Annotated in this window: 14 protein-coding genes; 3 read left to right on the forward strand and 11 right to left on the reverse strand. The window is 57.9% G+C overall.

From position 1 onward, the window contains the following. Window positions 1-317: 317 nt before the first annotated feature. On the reverse strand, window positions 318-1,496 hold the full coding sequence (locus PL79_RS21855; RefSeq protein WP_082088654.1) for an OmpP1/FadL family transporter: 1,179 nt from the start codon (window positions 1,494-1,496) through the stop codon (window positions 318-320). Window positions 1,497-2,316: 820 nt separating this feature from the next. Here PL79_RS21855 and PL79_RS21860 point away from each other — a divergent pair. Further along, window positions 2,317-3,429 carry an aromatic ring-hydroxylating dioxygenase subunit alpha gene (locus PL79_RS21860; protein WP_044847020.1) on the forward strand — a complete coding sequence of 371 codons (1,113 nt, stop codon included), beginning with the start codon at window positions 2,317-2,319 and terminating at the stop codon, window positions 3,427-3,429. A gap of 622 nt (window positions 3,430-4,051) precedes the next feature. Here PL79_RS21860 and PL79_RS21865 read toward each other — a convergent pair. Further along, window positions 4,052-5,017: a PDR/VanB family oxidoreductase gene (locus PL79_RS21865; protein WP_082088665.1), complete on the reverse strand. Its 966-nt coding sequence runs from the start codon at window positions 5,015-5,017 to the stop codon at window positions 4,052-4,054. 182 nt (window positions 5,018-5,199) lie between these two features. Further along, window positions 5,200-5,565 carry a hypothetical protein gene (locus PL79_RS21870; RefSeq protein WP_044847019.1) on the reverse strand — a complete coding sequence of 122 codons (366 nt, stop codon included), beginning with the start codon at window positions 5,563-5,565 and terminating at the stop codon, window positions 5,200-5,202. 354 nt (window positions 5,566-5,919) lie between these two features. Here PL79_RS21870 and PL79_RS21875 point away from each other — a divergent pair, with 354 nt between their 5' ends. Further along, a complete protein-coding gene (locus PL79_RS21875) occupies window positions 5,920-6,567 on the forward strand; it encodes a TetR/AcrR family transcriptional regulator (protein WP_082088653.1) in 648 nt (215 codons plus the stop codon). A 37-nt stretch (window positions 6,568-6,604) separates the two neighbouring features. After that, the gene (locus tag PL79_RS21880) at window positions 6,605-7,618 is read left to right on the forward strand and encodes a GlxA family transcriptional regulator (RefSeq protein WP_044847017.1); all 1,014 of its coding nucleotides are present in this window, start codon (window positions 6,605-6,607) and stop codon (window positions 7,616-7,618) included. A gap of 113 nt (window positions 7,619-7,731) precedes the next feature. Here PL79_RS21880 and PL79_RS21885 read toward each other — a convergent pair whose 3' ends face one another. From PL79_RS21885 to ilvB, 8 genes are all read right to left on the reverse strand, one after another. After that, a complete protein-coding gene (locus PL79_RS21885) occupies window positions 7,732-8,115 on the reverse strand; it encodes a VOC family protein (RefSeq protein WP_082088652.1) in 384 nt (127 codons plus the stop codon). A gap of 118 nt (window positions 8,116-8,233) precedes the next feature. Next, entirely contained in the window at window positions 8,234-9,082 is an 849-nt protein-coding gene (gene fghA / locus PL79_RS21890) for an S-formylglutathione hydrolase (protein WP_044847015.1), read from the reverse strand. Window positions 9,083-9,098: 16 nt separating this feature from the next. Then, window positions 9,099-10,205, reverse strand: a complete 1,107-nt coding sequence (locus tag PL79_RS21895; protein WP_044847014.1) for an S-(hydroxymethyl)glutathione dehydrogenase/class III alcohol dehydrogenase — start codon at window positions 10,203-10,205, stop codon at window positions 9,099-9,101. A 160-nt stretch (window positions 10,206-10,365) separates the two neighbouring features. Continuing rightward, complete coding sequence (locus tag PL79_RS21900) at window positions 10,366-11,820, reverse strand: NAD(P)(+) transhydrogenase (Re/Si-specific) subunit beta (RefSeq protein ID WP_044847013.1); 1,455 nt, start codon at window positions 11,818-11,820, stop codon at window positions 10,366-10,368. Further along, the gene (locus PL79_RS21905; protein ID WP_044847012.1) at window positions 11,817-12,143 is read right to left on the reverse strand and encodes an NAD(P) transhydrogenase subunit alpha; all 327 of its coding nucleotides are present in this window, start codon (window positions 12,141-12,143) and stop codon (window positions 11,817-11,819) included. Before PL79_RS21905 ends, PL79_RS21900 begins: the two co-directional genes overlap by 4 nt. Before the next feature lie 13 nt (window positions 12,144-12,156). Further along, window positions 12,157-13,299, reverse strand: coding sequence for a Re/Si-specific NAD(P)(+) transhydrogenase subunit alpha (locus tag PL79_RS21910; RefSeq protein WP_044847011.1), 1,143 nt, complete (start codon window positions 13,297-13,299; stop codon window positions 12,157-12,159). A gap of 882 nt (window positions 13,300-14,181) precedes the next feature. Further along, window positions 14,182-14,655 (reverse strand): Lrp/AsnC family transcriptional regulator, encoded by a 474-nt coding sequence (locus PL79_RS21915; RefSeq protein WP_044847010.1) that lies wholly within the window; start codon window positions 14,653-14,655, stop codon window positions 14,182-14,184. Between the two features lie 77 nt (window positions 14,656-14,732). Beyond that, on the reverse strand, window positions 14,733-16,505 hold the full coding sequence (gene ilvB / locus PL79_RS21920) for a biosynthetic-type acetolactate synthase large subunit (protein ID WP_044847009.1): 1,773 nt from the start codon (window positions 16,503-16,505) through the stop codon (window positions 14,733-14,735). Window positions 16,506-16,884 lie beyond the last annotated feature (379 nt).

Below are 16,884 nucleotides of genomic sequence, written 5' to 3' on the forward strand. Positions count from 1 at the left end.
AAGGTAGTCCGTTGCCGAGTCGATGTCTCGAGCTGCCCATTTCGGAGGCGGCCGACTGTATTTTTGAATCGACCGCTCGTTGGACAGCCCCGGACCAAGCACATTGAACGGCGGTCGAGCCAATGCGTATAGTGCCCGCCGGGGACCGGTACGGCTCGGACTCGCAAGTCTGATGCTCGTGCCTTGTTACGACACAGCCAAATGGCAGGCTGCTCAGAGAGCAGCTCAATAACGGAATATTGGCGCGCCAATCACGCAAGATGGGTCACGTGATTGGTGTGTCTATTCGGCCAATATAGATCTAACCGCTTATCAAGTTAAAATTTATGCGTGTACCCGATGGAGTACCACTGGGAATTCGCGGAAATATTTGTCCCGGTGCTTGGCCCAGTTCCGATAACCGTCCTTGGAATGTCGTATTCGACCGCAAAAGTTACCGAGTTCTTTTTATCGATGTTGTACGTAGCTCCAGCCGTTACTGATCGATCAGTGATCCCGTTCGCATAGTAATTGGCCAACGTATGGTCAGAGTCGATAAATGAATTGGCAAAACTGTAGCCTGCTCGAACCGTCCACTTCTCGTTGATATCGTAGGCGACACCAAGCCGAACTACATTTTGATCGTGCCAATTGAAGCTCGCCGGCATATTAACCCCTGCGGCCCCACTCCACAGAATTCTGAGGTAGTCGACACCGAGCGTGAGACCATGCAACGGCCGGATCGCAATACCGACCCCATACTTTGAAGGCATATCGAGGTGGCCGCCACTCGGTGCCAGGATATCGTCCTTGTAGTGGCTCAGAGGCGTAAACCTGGTTTTCGTATAGTACGACGCGCCAACGCTCACCATCGGAACCGGAGTCCAAAGCACGCCGAATCCGGCGCCGATACCAGTCGCATAGGAATTTCCACGGCTCGGAATGGCGATTGGGCCCGTCGGCCCCGGCGCGATCAACCCACTAGCGCGAAACTGCATGACCGCCAATACAAGCGACGCACCGACGGATAGATTCGGCAAAGGCTTGTAGGTCACTGTCGGCGCCGCGTTAATGATCAGCAGACTCGCCTTTGCGATACTCGCCCCCGGAACCGGAAGCGGAGCCTCGCCGTATTTTGATGCCAACCCCGCACCTGTCACCGAAACACCGAACGTCCACTTAGGAGCCACCTGGTAGTTGAAGCCCATTTGTGGAGCAACCGAAACAAAACGGGAGAACTGATGATTCTCAGGTGAGACGAAAGTCGAGTTCGCCGCTGCCGCGACTGCGACGGCGAAGAAGTCAATCTGGTTCCCAACCTCGGACATGCCAGCAGGGTTGTCGACTGCGGTCGTTGTACCCTGTGGGATCGCAATCGACACCCCCCCCATACCGGCGGCCGTCGGCCCGTTTGCCGAGAGTTCTGCGCCGTTGTTCGCAAGCGCGACCGACGCCCCGAGATTCAAACCGCAAAACAACAGGCCTGCTCTTGCTTTCCGTGCAACATGCTTCTTCATTCTCGTATCTCCCCCTTCACATGGCTAACAGGAAACCAACACGGCCAGTGTTGATCGAGCGCAAGGTCTCCGCTCGACGAATCATGCTGTTCTTGATTTTTATTGCGCGAATCCGGGATCGGTAAAGACCCGGTACCCTTCCGATTTTTCCAGCGATAGCCGGGTATTGGGAATGGTGTTATCCGTCCAGATGCGCCGTCGCGGAGCGCGAGGACTGCGGCGTTTCGCAGTGACGCCAGCTGCACTAGAGTGTCCCCGTATCCGTCAATCTCGAAAGCCAACTCCGAGTAGCACCACAGCAGACCTATGGTGCTTGTCGACAGGCCGACATCGCTTTCGAATTGGCCCGCCCGACTCATGTCGATTCATTCGACCTGCTTAGGCGTGGACTAGTGTGGAACACGTCGTCTCCGCCGAACGCCTTCGTTCCTCAGCCCCTTTCGCACCACCATCGCGCCCGGCAGGAAACACCACTTCTAACGTCGCGTTTTATGTAAGCGCTGCAAGGTGAATTGAACCGTGTTTATCACCAAGACGGCCGCAACTTTTTTCCGTTGCGGGCAAGAATTGCACAGCTTCACATCAGGTGCAGACGTATATTGACACGTGACGCGCCGGCCTCTGTCCTCAGCATCAGAAAAGAGGGCAAGTTCTTTCGATGGTGTCACTGCTCGTCTGAGATAGCGCTCACGATGGACGGTGTGTCTCGACACACTAGAAAAGCAATGGAAGCACGCCACCACCGGCTACTCCGGTGGAGTGCCAGCCAGCATGATTTCGTCCATGACGACTTTTTGCATTGAATCAAGGAGATTGGGGAATGTCGACAAAGGAATTCTTGAAGGAAGCGTGGTATGCCGCAGCTTGGGCCGACGAGGTTAAGCGTGAACTGCTGACTCGCACGATCATCAAGCAGCCCGTGCTGCTATACCGTCGCGAGGACGGCACTCCCGTGGCGATGGGCAATGTGTGCCCGCACCGATTCGCGCCGCTCAACATGGGCAAGCTCATCGGTGACCAGGTTCAGTGCCCGTACCATGGACTGGAATTCAATGCTGCCGGGCGGTGTGTCCATATCCCGCATGGCGACGGCAAGGTGCCGGACAAGATGGGTGTACCCAGCTATCCCGCCGTGGAACGACACAAGCTGGTCTGGGTATGGATGGGCGATCCTGACAACGCGGACGAATCCACGATTCCTGATTTCAGCTGCCATGACGATAGCGAGCTTGCATTCGTGGGCGGAGTGCTCGAAGTCGACGCGAATTACAAGCTCATCACCGACAACCTGATGGACCTCTCGCATGCCGGCACGGTCCATGAAGGGTTGTTGTCGATGCCTTCTCTCTACACGGCCAAGTTGGAAGTCGTGCAGCGCGGCACCACAGTCTATGCCAACAAGTGGATGCCCGACGACGAGATTCAGCCTGCACACGCGATGCTGTGGAAGGACCATGTCGCTGGCGAGAATGTCGACCAATGGACATACATGCGCTGGGACGCACCCGCGCACCTTCTCTTGGATGTCGGTGTAACCAAATTGGGAGCACCGCGCACGCACGGTATCTTTGTATACGGTACCGATATTCTGACGCCGAAGGACGAATCCACGACGTATTATTTCTGGGGGGTGACGCGCAGCTACAATGTCGGCGATCCGGCGAGCGACACTCAATGGCGCGAAATCATCAAGCATGCATTCGACGGGCAAGACAAACCGATGATCGAGGCGCAGCAGAAACAACTTGGCGATCGTGACATCGACGACATGAATCCGGTAATGTTTTCGGCCGATGGCGGCTCGATGCGCGCGCGACGCGTATTGGCTGCACTGATCAAGGAGCAAGCCAAACCGGAACCGCAGAACGTCCCATTGATTTCACATCGCCATGAGGTTGAGCACTCGGCGAACCCTGTCATGCCCGCTCTCTAACACTAGCGCGGCTTGTGCCGCGTTCGCTGGCGATCCGGTTGATGTGTCACCCCGCGGACATCCCCGGATCGCTTTTCTTTTCCTCACCTTCATCGTCGTACTGAGTTCATACAAGCAGTCGGTGTGCGACTATTGGGATTGAGACATGGTTGCGTTCCGGCACGGAAGCACGTCTTTTCCGGCGACGCTGCGACGGGCGACGCCGACGGCTCCAGACGGTCTACAAAAGAGGGAACTGGCAAAACTGCTCGATACAGGCTCGCGACGCTGCATAAGTGCAAACAACTGGGGCGGCCAATAGATGATTCAAACACCGTGGATTGCACAAGCCCGGCTATAAGCGCCTGAATTCTCCATGTCAATCGCAGCTGCGATTCCGATTCGCACCATTGGCATCCGAGACAGCCGTCGCATCGAACCGGTGATCCATCGTGAACCGGAACTTCCTTTGGCTGGTTAAGTACTTTTTCTAGCACCTTCGCCTTGTCGTACGGCAGGCGACCGCAGCGAACTACCTATCGTGCCCCAGCAAAAAAATGTACCGGCCGTGCAGTCCCCTGCTCCGCTGGCTGCAGTGGCACCAGACCAGCGCACGCAACCAGGGAGTCGAGACGTGCCGCGATCAAAGGTCCAAAACCAGAAGAGGGGTTTTCGCTCTCGAGCAACATGGCAGGAACTGATGATTTGAGTCTCTTTCGAAGTTCGTCAAGTAACTATCCCGATGATCCGGCACACCCTCCAATACGCGCGTCAGACAAGTACCACATACGCCCAATTCACATGAAACAGGCACGTCAACGCCAGCTCCCGCGAGCGCAGATATGACGGTCTGATCCGCTGTAACTCGCACGATCTTTCCGCTGCTCGCTACCCGGACCTCGAACGCGCCGTCATTCTCCGCTACCTGCACCGGGGCAGAGAAGTATTCGAAATGGATGTTGGATTCGGTCCAGCCCGCCTCCTTCGCTGTCTCAATCACCGCATCGAGAAATCCTCTCGGGCCGCACACGTAAAGGTGCCGATCTTCGGTTGGTTTGCCAAGCAAGACCGCAAGATCAAGCCTCTGATCTGGCGGGCCATCGTCAAAATGGAAGCAGACATGATCGCCGAACGCGCTTCCCCTTATTCGGTCGACGAACGCGGTGCGTTCCAGTGATCTCGCACAGTAGTGCATCTCGAATTGTGCGCCGGTGCTTGCGAGCTGCTCCGCCATGCTCAGAATGGGCGTGACTCCGATACCGCCAGCCAACAAGAGACTGTCCTTCGACTCGGAGCAAAGTGGAAAGTGATTGCGAGGCTGGCTGATTTGAATTACGTCACCCTCCGCTATCTGATCATGCATTGCGACGGAGCCACCGCGGGAGTTCGGCTCCTTCAACACGGCAATCACGTACCGATGCCGTTCGCTCGGGCAGTTGCAAAGCGAATACTGGCGTGTCAGGCCGTGACCGACTCGAACGTCGATGTGAGCTCCGGCCGAAAATTCAGGCAGCCAATCGCCGTCAACGTGCACGAACTCAAAACTGAAAATACCGTCTGCTTCTCGCGTCTTGCGGGCAACTCGAACTGGAAACATTGTGTGATCCATCATCTAACCTGACTAAAAAGTTGTATCGAGGGCAATGCATGTCTTCCGCTGCTAAACAGAAACCGCCCGATGCGGAATGGCGGACGGTCGGTAATAGCAGCTGACGCTGGGCATGTTGGCGCGATCGCCGCCCGCATATTCCACCGAGGCGCAGATGAGCCGATGTCGAGGAAGCAGTGTGGCTACGTGTAAGCACTGTGCCGCAGTTGCAGCGATTGATGTGCCGACCGGTGCTCTTCACGATCACCGTAGAGAGCCAGACTGATCGCCGCACGCATTGCGCGTGCAGCACTGCATTGGGCGTGCGTGCAGTCGACACCAAGGAGGTGTGAGTTCGGGCTGTATGCCTCCAAAGCCAGCTCCAGCGCGCGAAGCATCGCAGGAGCAGCACACAATGTATGAGCGATGATCATGCCCTCATCGTGTGTGTATGTGGCTCGATTCACCGTTGCCACCTCATTGCCGTCGTCATCGAGAATGACTGCCCTGAGACTGTCGTAGGCATCCGTCACCAATTCGAAGTCTCGTTCGCTGATGCACTGGGTCATGATCGTCTCCGAGAGGCTTCCGCCATTTCATTGCAGCGTGTGCGTTCAGCTACCGGACTCTCGCCACGGGGACGCGTTGCTGCTTAGTGTTTCTTGATTATAGGTTGCCCAACCTATAACGCCATGCAAATATTGCTAAATTCAGGGTAAATGCCTATGCCACGTCCGCAAATATAGGTAGCAACGCGTATAAAATTACGGTCAAGCAACCTATAATCCATTGCATGTCGAGCTTCTTCGCCATCCCCGACCAACGAATCGCGGCCTGTCAACATCTGCTGCAACGCCGCGCTCTACTGCGGTCGCGAGGTTGTGAAGTACTGGAAGCCTGCTCTGCTTTAAGGGACCGACCACATGGATAAAATCACGATCGCGTCCGAAGACATGTCCGGCACGCGCGAAAAACCCCGACCGAGGAAGCGCGGCAATCGTGCCAGTCGCGTGCCGGAGATTCTCGAAGCATCAATGCATGTTTTGACGTCTGAAGGCTATGCAAAATACAGCGTCAACCGCGTTGCCGCAGAGACAGGGATCTTGCTAAGTACACTGCAACACTACTTTCCGTCTCGAGAACATCTCCTTCGTGAAACGATCCGTGAGTACGTCAGCCGCTATGTGGGGCGGTACCGAATGGTCGCTAGCAATAAACTGCTTTCGCCGCACCAACGTCTCGATGCGATTGTCGATAGCTTCGTCGACGACTTTGGCGAATCCGATGCTGCTGGCTTTGTTCTCGAAGTCTGGGCACTCGCCGAACACGAACCGTTTGCCGCCGAACTTGTGAGCGCGACCAACGGTCAGTTTCGACAGATGTTCGACCAGATCGTCAATGAAGCGAGTCCATTTCTCTCAACTGAGGAACGCGCCGTCCGCAGTGCGCTTCTGACCGCACATGCGGACGGCCTAGTCCTATTTCTTCGCCGTAGTGGTGACGAAGCCCCCCAACTTTCTGCCATCCGTCAGGGAATCAAGGTCGTATGGCGTGCGCTCGCCAATGGATGAAGCGCAACCCCATACGCAGTACCCGGCAGGAAAAAGAATGTTAATCACCGTCGATATCGTCATCTATACCGGTTTCAAAGTGCTTGAAGTCACCGGGCCGATGAGCGTATTCAACTACGCAAATTTTCATTTGGCGCGCCGCGGAATCAGCGGCGGCTATGACGTCAAGATCGTTGCGACCCAGTGCGGTGAAATCTGCTCGGACATTGGTGTATCGCTGCGGGCCTCGAAGGCGCTCAGCACACTGGCGTTACCACATACTGCGATCGTTGTAGGCACACAGCTGATCGAGCAAGCCGTCGATGACACACCACAGATCGTGGAATGGCTGGAAACCTCGGGGCATCGAATGCAGCGTACTGCCGCGCTGTGTTCCGGAGCGTTTTTTCTCGCCGCTGCCGGTCTTCTAGATGGTAAGCGGGCGACGACGCACTGGGCGTCCGCGCAATGTCTTCAGGAGCGGTATCCCGCGGTTCAGGTGGAACCAGACTGCATTTTCATTCGCGAAGGCCCGCTCTGGACCTCCGCTGGCGTGACTGCGGGCATCGACCTCGCCCTCACGCTCGTCGAGGAAGACTTCGGCACCGGCGTCGCGCTCGACGTCGCGCGCGATCTGGTCGTCTATCTCAAACGACCGGGTGGACAATCGCAGTTTAGCGCGCATCTCGCTAGCCAAATCACCATTCATCCAGGTATTCGGGATTTGCAGGAGTGGCTGCTCGGCGATCTGACAAGACGTGTCCGGACGGAAGAGATGGCCTCCCGTCTTTCGATGAGTGTGCGCAACTTCAACCGCTGCTTTCAGCGCGAAACCGGCACGACTCCGACGCAGTTCATCGAACGTGCGCGTGTCGAAGCCGCGCGGCGTATGCTGGAGGATGGGGATTTTCCGGCCAAGACCATCGCAGCAAATGCGGGGTTCGGAAATTACGAAACGATGAGAAAAGCTTTCCAGAAATTGCTGGGTGTCACGCCAATGTCCTATCGCGAGCGATTTGGCCGTCGAGAGCACCATGAGGCGGTACTCTACGAAGGCATTGATGCGGTATGAGCCACAAGCGCATTAGCAAGTGGCCATAAAATCGGCATGCTCGAAGGCCTGCGACGGCCCTCGAGTCGTTCAGGCGCGATTCGTTGATTCACGCCTGGTAATCGCTTCGCATGTCAAGCAGGCTTGAAGCAATAGACAGCAAGCTTGTTACCATCGAGATCACGAACATACGCGGCGTATGCATTGGGTGCCCAATCACGCGGACCGGCTGCCCCCTCATCCTTCGCACCGGCAGCCAGTGCCGTACGATGGAACGCATCGATTGCGGCGCGACTCGGCGCTTCGAACGACACGGTTACGCCATTGCCGACAGTGGCAGGTTGACCGTTCGCCGGACTCAGGACGAAGAACGAAGGCTTGTCCACGCCCCAGATCGACGCTTTGTCGTCAATGTCGGTAAGGCGCTTAAGACCGATCTCGCCGAGAATTTTGTCGTAGAAAGTCCGGGCCTGCTCGAGATCGTTGGTTCCCAGCGTGACATGAGTAAATACGGCCATTGTGATATCTCCGAGTTGAAAGTGAAATCTACGCGGTAATTGGTCTATCGCTGCGACTCGACCGCCACCGCTTTCGTCGGCCGCCGCATAATATGGCAGCGGCTCGCCGTGCGTTTCGTCACCCGATCAACACCTTGGCATGGTGCGCGATGTGATCTGCGATGAACGTTGAGATGAAGTAGTAGCCGTGGTCGTACCCCGGATGCCGGCGCAGCGTCAGCGGCTGGCCCGCCTTCGCGCACGCGGCTTCGAACACGTCGGGGTTCAGCTGGTCCGCGAGGAATTGGTCGGCGAGGCCCTGGTCGACCAGGATGCCGTCCGCGAACTTCGGCGCATCGGTGCGCGCAACCAGCTCGCTCGCGTCGTGCGCCTTCCACGCCTCGCGATCGGCGCCGAGATAGCCGGAGAACGCCTTATCGCCCCACGGGCAGCGCGTCGGCGCGGCGATCGGCGCGAACGCCGACACCGACCGGTACAGGCCCGGATGGCGCAACGCGAGCGTCAATGCCCCATGCCCGCCCATCGAGTGGCCGAAGATGCCGAGCCGCGCGCCGTCGATCGGCAGCTCGGCCGCGACGAGCTCGCGCAGTTCGCACGTCACGTACGACTCCATCCGGTAATGCGTCGACCACGGCGCTTCGGTCGCATCGACGTAAAAGCCCGCGCCGACGCCGAAATCCCACGCGTCGGTCTCGCCCGGCACGCCCGCGCCGCGCGGGCTCGTATCGGGCGCGACGAGCGCGATGCCATGCTGCGCCGCGTATTGCTGCGCGCCGGCCTTGATCGCGAACGTCTCCTCGGTGCAGGTCAGCCCCGCGAGATAGAACAGCGCTGGCACGCGGCCGTGCGCGGCCTGCGGCGGCAGGTACACCGAGAACTTCATCGGCAGGCCGATTACCGACGATTCATGCCGGTAGAAGCGCTGCTCGCCGCCGTGGCACGCGTGCGATGAAACGAGTTCGAGCATGGTCGTTGTCTCGCGATCAGTACAGCACGACAGAGCGGATCGACTCGCCCTTCTTCATCAGGTCGAAACCGTCGTTGATCTTCTCGAGCGGCAGCGTGTGCGTGATCAGGTCGTCGATGTTGAGCTTGCCTTCCATGTACCAGTCGACGATCTTCGGCACGTCGGTGCGCCCGCGTGCGCCGCCGAACGCCGAGCCCTTCCACTCGCGGCCCGTCACCAGCTGGAACGGACGCGTGCTGATTTCCTCGCCCGCAGCGGCCACGCCGATGATGAACGACTGGCCCCAGCCCTTGTGCGTGCACTCGAGCGCCTGGCGCATCAGCTTCACGTTGCCGACGCACTCGAACGAGTAGTCGGCGCCGCCGTCGGTCAGCTGCGCGATGTGGTCGACGACGTTCTCGACTTCGTTCGGGTTGATGAAGTGCGTCATCCCGAACTTCTTCGCGAGCTCGACGCGCTTCGGGTTGATGTCGACACCGATGATCTTGTCCGCGCCGACCATCTTCGCGCCCTGGATCACGTTCAGGCCGATCCCGCCGAGGCCGAACACGACCACGTTCGCACCGGCCTCGACCTTCGCCGAGTACACGACCGCGCCGACGCCCGTTGTCACGCCGCAGCCGATATAGCAGATCTTGTCGAACGGCGCGTCCTCGCGCACTTTCGCCACCGCGATTTCCGGCACGACGATGTAGTTCGAGAACGTCGACGTCCCCATGTAGTGGAACAGCGGCTTGCCGTCGAGCGAGAAGCGCGACGTCGCATCAGGCATCAGGCCCTTGCCCTGCGTCGCGCGGATCTTCTGGCACAGGTTGGTCTTGCGCGACAGGCAGAACTTGCACTCGCGGCATTCGGGCGTATAGAGCGGAATCACGTGGTCGCCCTTGCGCACGGTGCCGACGCCGGGGCCGACGTCGACCACCACGCCCGCGCCTTCATGGCCGAGGATCGCCGGGAAGATCCCTTCCGGATCTGCGCCCGACAGCGTGTAGTAGTCGGTGTGGCAGATGCCCGTCGCCTTAACCTCGATCAGTACTTCGCCCGCGCGCGGTCCTTCAAGATCGACTTCTTCGATCGTAAGCGGTGCGCCGGCCTTCCATGCTACTGCCGCATTGGTTTTCATATACTGCCCCTTCCTATGCATCACACTAAGATGACGACATGTTCGCGCGGCCAGTCAGGTCACCATGCGTCGTTGCCCTGAGATTGGCCAATTGCAGGTGGACTTTGTCCGAAAACGCGCCCGTGAGAATGGGCTCGCCTTCTCACAACTCCGCATATCGTCAATCCACCGCCTTGGTCATGTCCTCGACCACCTTCTTCGCGTCCCCGAAGACCATCATGGTCCGGTCCATGTAGAACAGGTCATTGTCGAGGCCCGCATACCCCGCCGCCATCGAGCGCTTATTCACGATCACCGTACGCGCCTTGTATGCCTCTATGATCGGCATCCCTGCAATCGGCGACCGCGGATCGATCTTCGCCGCCGGATTCACCACGTCGTTCGCACCGAGCACCAGCACCACATCGACCTGTCCGAACTCGCCGTTGATATCTTCCATCTCGTGCACGATCTCGTACGGTACATCCGCCTCCGCGAGCAGCACGTTCATGTGACCCGGCATGCGCCCCGCGACCGGGTGAATCGCGTACTTCACGTCGATCCCCTTCTCGACCAACTTGTCGGTCAGCTCCTTCAGCGCGTGTTGTGCACGTGCCACCGCAAGCCCGTAGCCCGGCACGATCACGACCGTCTGGGCGTTCCCGAGTATGAACGACGCGTCCTCCGCTGAGCCCGACTTCACCGAGCGCTGTTCCTTCCCAGCCACCGGCCCATGGGCCGACGCATCGCCGCCGAACCCGCCAAGAATCACGTTGAAGAACGAGCGATTCATCGCGCGGCACATGATGTACGACAGAATCGTGCCCGACGAGCCGACCAGCGCCCCCGCGATGATCAGCATTGCGTTGTTCAGCGAGAAGCCGATTCCCGCTGCCGCCCACCCCGAATACGAGTTCAGCATCGACACGACCACCGGCATATCCGCGCCGCCGATCGGGACAATAATCAGAACCCCGAGCGCGAACGCGGTCGTCATCATGATGATGAACGACAGCCACGATTGCGTCAGGAAGAAGATCGCCCCGAAACCGAGCATCACGAGCGCGAGTAGCAGGTTCACCAGATGCTGGCCTGCATACACGAACGGTGCTCCCTGGAACAACCGGAACTTGTACTTGCCAGACAGTTTGCCGAATGCGATCAGTGAACCCGAGAACGTAATCGCGCCGACGAACGTGCCGATAAACAGCTCGATCCGGTTGCCGAACGGGATAAAGGTCGGTGACGCCGCACCCGGCGGCACGAGTCCGAACGCGCCCGGCTCGGACACGACCGCATAGGCAATGCACACCGCAGTGAGCCCGATCAGCGAGTGCATCGCCGCGACGAGTTCCGGCATCTTCGTCATATCGACGCGTGTGGCGACCGCGAAGCCAATCGCGCCGCCGATCATCAGGGCGCCGAGCACAAGTCCGATCCCAAGCGGCTGGTTCGCACCGAGCGAGGCGGCCTGTTTGACGATCAGCGCGAGCGTCGTGAGGATCGCGATCGCCATACCGACCATCCCGAACACGTTGCCACGCCGCGCGCTCTTCGGGTTCGACAGCCCCTTCAGCGCTTGGATGAAGCATACCGACGCGACAAGATACAGAAGCGTAACGACGTTCATGCTCATCGCGCGTCCTCCTTCGCACCCTCGACGCGCTTCGGTTCTTTCTTACGGAACATTTCGAGCATACGCCGCGTTACCAGGAAGCCACCGGACACGTTGATGGCTGCGAGCGCGACCGCAAGCGCGCCGAACACCTTGCCGGTCGTGCAGACCGTCAATGCGGCGGCGAGCATCGCGCCGACGATCACAATCGCCGAGATAGCGTTGGTGACCGCCATCAGTGGCGTATGCAGCGCCGGGGTTACGTTCCACACAACGTGGTAGCCTACATAAATCGCCAGAACGAAGACGATCACATTGACAACCATCGGATTGATGATATCCATAAGCATTTCCCGGTTAAGCCGCTTTCGTTGTTTTTCCGTCATGGCACTGGAGCGTTGCGGCGACGATTTCATTCGAAGTATCTATGTTGACGGTTCCCTCATCCGTGATGATGAGCTTGAGAAATTCGAGTACATTGCGGGCGTAAAGAGCGGATGCATCGGCGGAAATCATTGACGCGAGATTTGTATATCCAACGATATGGACGCCATGTTTGGTCACAATCCGATCCACTTCGGTAAGTGGGCAGTTACCACCGCGGTTACCGCCAAACTCGTGACCGCGGCCCGCGGCCAAGTCGACAATCACGGAGCCCGCCTTCATCTGCGCAACCGTGACAACGGGTAGCAACGTCGGGGCCGGTCGACCGGGAATCAATGCCGTCAAAATGACGATGTCGGCCTCCCTCGCACGCTCGTGCACGAGCGCCGCCTGCCGGTTCAGCCACGATGCAGGCATCGACTGCGCGTATCCGCCAACGCCTTGCGCGGCGTCCCGTTCCTCATCAGTCTCGTACGGCACGTCCAGGAATTTTGCGCCGAGCGATTCGACCTGCTCTTTTACCGCCGGCCGCACATCAGACGCCTCCACTACTGCCCCGAGCCGCTTTGCCGTTGCGATGGCCTGCAAGCCTGCGACACCGGCACCAACTACCAACACACGCGATGCTTTCACCGTACCAGCGGCCGTCATCAGCATTGGCATGAAGCGCTGGTACAAGTTAGCCGCAACAAGTATCGCCTTGTATCCCGCGACATTGGCCTGGGACGACAGCACGTCAAGACTTTGGGCCTGCGTCGTGCGAGGAGCGGCTTCGAGCGCGAACGCTGTAATGCCCTCGATAGCCAAACGAATAGCGTGGTCCGCGTAGAAGGGATCGAGCATGCCGACGAGCACAGCGCCCGGCTTGAGGAATGACAGTTCGATCTCGGTCGGCGCCTGCACCTTTAGGACGATTTCGGCCGAAAGTGCGACGTCTGCATCAACGAGCTCCGCGCCTGCCCATGCAAATGCTTCGTCGTTGTAGCTGGCCGCCTCGCCCGCGCCGCTCTGAACTGCAACCCGATGACCTTGCGATACGAGCTTCTTGACAGTCTCTGGTGTTGCGGCAACGCGCGTCTCATGCATGCGAGTTTCTTTCGGAACTCCGATAAACATAGCAGTCCTTTTCAATCTATAAATTTTCACATTTAAGCGTGACTGCGGTTCACAAAATTGCACTCTCACTTACACGCGCAGTAGAACGGGAATCACCTAATATTCGAATCAATCAAAATAATGCAATCCATTTATCCAGTCGATTGACGAGGATCGCACATGCCGCGAACCTCGCAAGGACGTCTCACCATTTTCAACAGATTCATCATACGGAGATATCCCGACTTATCGAATCCATCGCAAAATAGCGATTTTCTGCAGTTATTTACGCCGCGTTAGGCCCCGGACCCCGCCAATACTGTGAATTAGTTTGACCAAGCTGCCGATGACATAAGATCAGGTTTGGATTCACCTAACACATTCGCACGACGGGACACGTCCAATTCCGACTTGATCCACAGCACCTCTTTCAAAGCATGATGCTATGCAGCCCCATGCAAGGCTCTTGGAATCGTGCTCACTTAGGGATTTCTTGCGGAAGATGGTTCCGCGAACTGCTCGACAAGCAGAGGATCGCCACGTCCGGCGCGTTTCGATCATGGGAAGTCGCGACGCCGGCGCCCCCAATGCAACAATCGAGAGACATTCGCCTTGTATCGAGCCCGGCTTCTGTTCACTCCGTCGAACGGCTACCGAATGATTGCAGAGGCTCGGCGCAATTTCGACGAAGCCTCGCGGGTCACGCGTAATTGCCGGCGCAGTCGGGTCGCTCAATGTACTTCACGAACCTCGGGCACGACCTTTTCGATCGTGACGCCGCGGCAAATTGCCGAACCGTCGACACGTCGCTTACAAGCTGTCACGCTACACGTGGGTACACGCTGTTCCAGCCTTCAAGTAGGGCAAGACCACGTGCGAAGCGAGCCCAGGGTGATGACCTGCTCATCCGTTACCCAAGGGGATCGCGGTCGAATACATCACTTGCTTCAAAGCGAAGCTTGAACGAATGCTTTTAACGTTGGGGATACGGGCAAGCTCGTCCACGATGAGTTTCTCGAGTGCCGGCGTATCGCGTACAAGAACGCGCAGAAGGTAATCCGCATCACCCGTCATGAGATAGCACTCCATCACGCCAGGTATAACGACGACTGCACGCTCAAATTCGTCGAGTCCCTCCCGTCTTTGATTCTCGAGAGATACGTGAATAAATACATTCACATTGAGTCCAAGAGTTTCTGGCGAGAGCAACGTCACCCGCTGACGAATAAGCCCGCTGCGCTCCATGGCCTTGACTCGAGCCAGGCAAGGGGACGGGGATAAGTTCACGCGCGAAGCCAGCTCTACATTGGAAAGCCGAGCATCCTTCTGCAATTCGTTCAATATCCTAATGTCGATCGCATCAAGTTGCATCTTCATACACCCCAGAAATTAACCGCATTTTCCAGAAGGATCCCGGCCTCCCCTTCCCTCGCTCGGGTACGGGGCCTATCGAACTAGTACTCGATATCGCTCGAACTCATCAACATATCCGTCAATCCTGATCCCGCCCGAACCATCGGCCAGACATTCTCCGTGCCGTCGATTGCAAAATCCATGAAAACGGTCCGGTCGGTCATCGAGATCGCCTCTCGCAGCACCGGTTCGACGTCGGATGGTCGCTCAATGCGGAAGCCAACGTGTCCGTAGGCACGGGCGAGCGCGACAAAATCAGGCAGCGCATCCATATACGAATGCGAAAAGCGGTCATGATAGTGAACATGCTGTAACTGTCTGACCATGCCGAGGTAACCATTGTTCAGCGAGACGATCTTCACCCCGAGGTCGTATTGCTTACACGTAGACAGTTCCTGAATGCACATCTGGATCGAGCCGTCGCCCGTGACTGCCACAACATCTGCATGCGGAAACGCCCGCTTCACTCCCATCGCATACGGCAGCCCGACACCCATCGTTCCCAACCCACCGGAATTGATCCAATGGCGAGGCTTGTTGAACGCATACATTTGAGCCGCCCACATTTGATGTTGCCCTACGTCCGAACAGACATACGCGTTGCCAGCTGTAACCTCCCACAGCTTCTGGATTACGAACTGCGGCTTGATCACGTTATCGTGATACGAGTACGCAAGGCAGCGCTTGGCCCGCCACACTTCGATATCGCGCCACCACTTGTCGCGGCTCGACGAGTCAATCTGAATACCATTCAACAGGGAAAGGATGCCACGCGCTACCGCCTTGACGTCGCCGACGATCGGGATTTCAACGCTAACCCGCTTGTCAATGGTCGCCGGATCGATATCGACATGGATTATCGTTCTGGAATCGGCTTGAAAGTCCTCGGGGTTCCCAATCACGCGATCGTCGAATCGCGCGCCGAGCGCGATCAATACGTCGCAGTGCTGCATCGCCATGTTCGCCTCAAAGGTGCCATGCATACCGGGCATCCCAAGGCATCTCGAATCCGATCCAGGAAAGCTTCCAAGCGCCATAAGCGTGCTGGTGACAGGTGCATCGAGGCATTTCGCGAGCGCGCCGATCTCGTCGCTTGCTTCAGACGCTACAGCGCCGCCGCCCACAAATATACAGGGTCGGCGCGCATTCGCGAGTGCTTCCGCAGCGCGACGTATCTGCCCTGCATGTGCATCTGCTTGATGGCGATAGGAGCGCAGCGACACCGTTTGGGGATACGAAAATCTGCTCTTCGCCTGAAGGACATCCTTTGGAACATCCACGACCACCGGTCCAGGGCGTCCGGTACGGGCGATATAGAATGCCTTCTTCAGCGTAACCGCCAACTCCTCTACGTCCAGCACGAGGAAGTTGTGCTTGACGATGGATCGCGTGATACCGACGGTATCGCACTCCTGAAACGCGTCTGTTCCAATGGAGGTCGTCGGTACATTGCCGGAAAGCACCACAATCGGAATGGAGTCGAAATATGCGGTCGCAATGCCAGTCACCGCATTCGTGACGCCTGGCCCCGATGTCACCAAAGCGACACCTACCTTCCCGGTCGCACGTGCATAACCGTCTGCGGCGTGCACTGCCGCCTGCTCGTGGCGCACCAGCAGATGAGTGATGCAGTCACTTTCCTGAAGTGCATCGTAGACTGGCAATACCGCTCCGCCCGGATAGCCCCAAACGGTGTCGACCCCTTCGTGTCGCAGCGCTGACACGACCATTTGTGCGCCCGACAACGGTGCGCCAGTTCCCGGCCGATCCGTTTTGGCCACTTGTTCGATCTCCGATCCAACAATTTCCACCATCCTCTCCCAGTCAATGCATCGGGGGAAAGACACGCACTTTGCCCCCTTCAGTGATGTCCGATTCAACCGCTCACGTTCCCGCGTCAAGTTCGCAGGGACGCGTCAATGTTATTTCGGTGATCTGTTGCAGTGGTATTGAAATGGCATCGAGAAGCAGGCTCGCACAGCACGATCTTCTTAAAAATCGCTCTTCCGTACAGCGCTTATGCTGGGGTGCCAGGATTTTCCCGTATGTGACGCGCACCTCGGATCCAAAGGCCGTTGTGCCAGGCCACCGGGACGTCTATTTAATCAGCATGCGCCAATTAACTTATTGGGGCATGCCTCGTCGACCAGTGCGTCTTGGACGCGCACGCCGTTCCACCGGAACGGTTGGCAC

Source organism: Burkholderia sp. USMB20 (assembly GCF_000949135.2).
Lineage (GTDB): Bacteria > Pseudomonadota > Gammaproteobacteria > Burkholderiales > Burkholderiaceae > Burkholderia.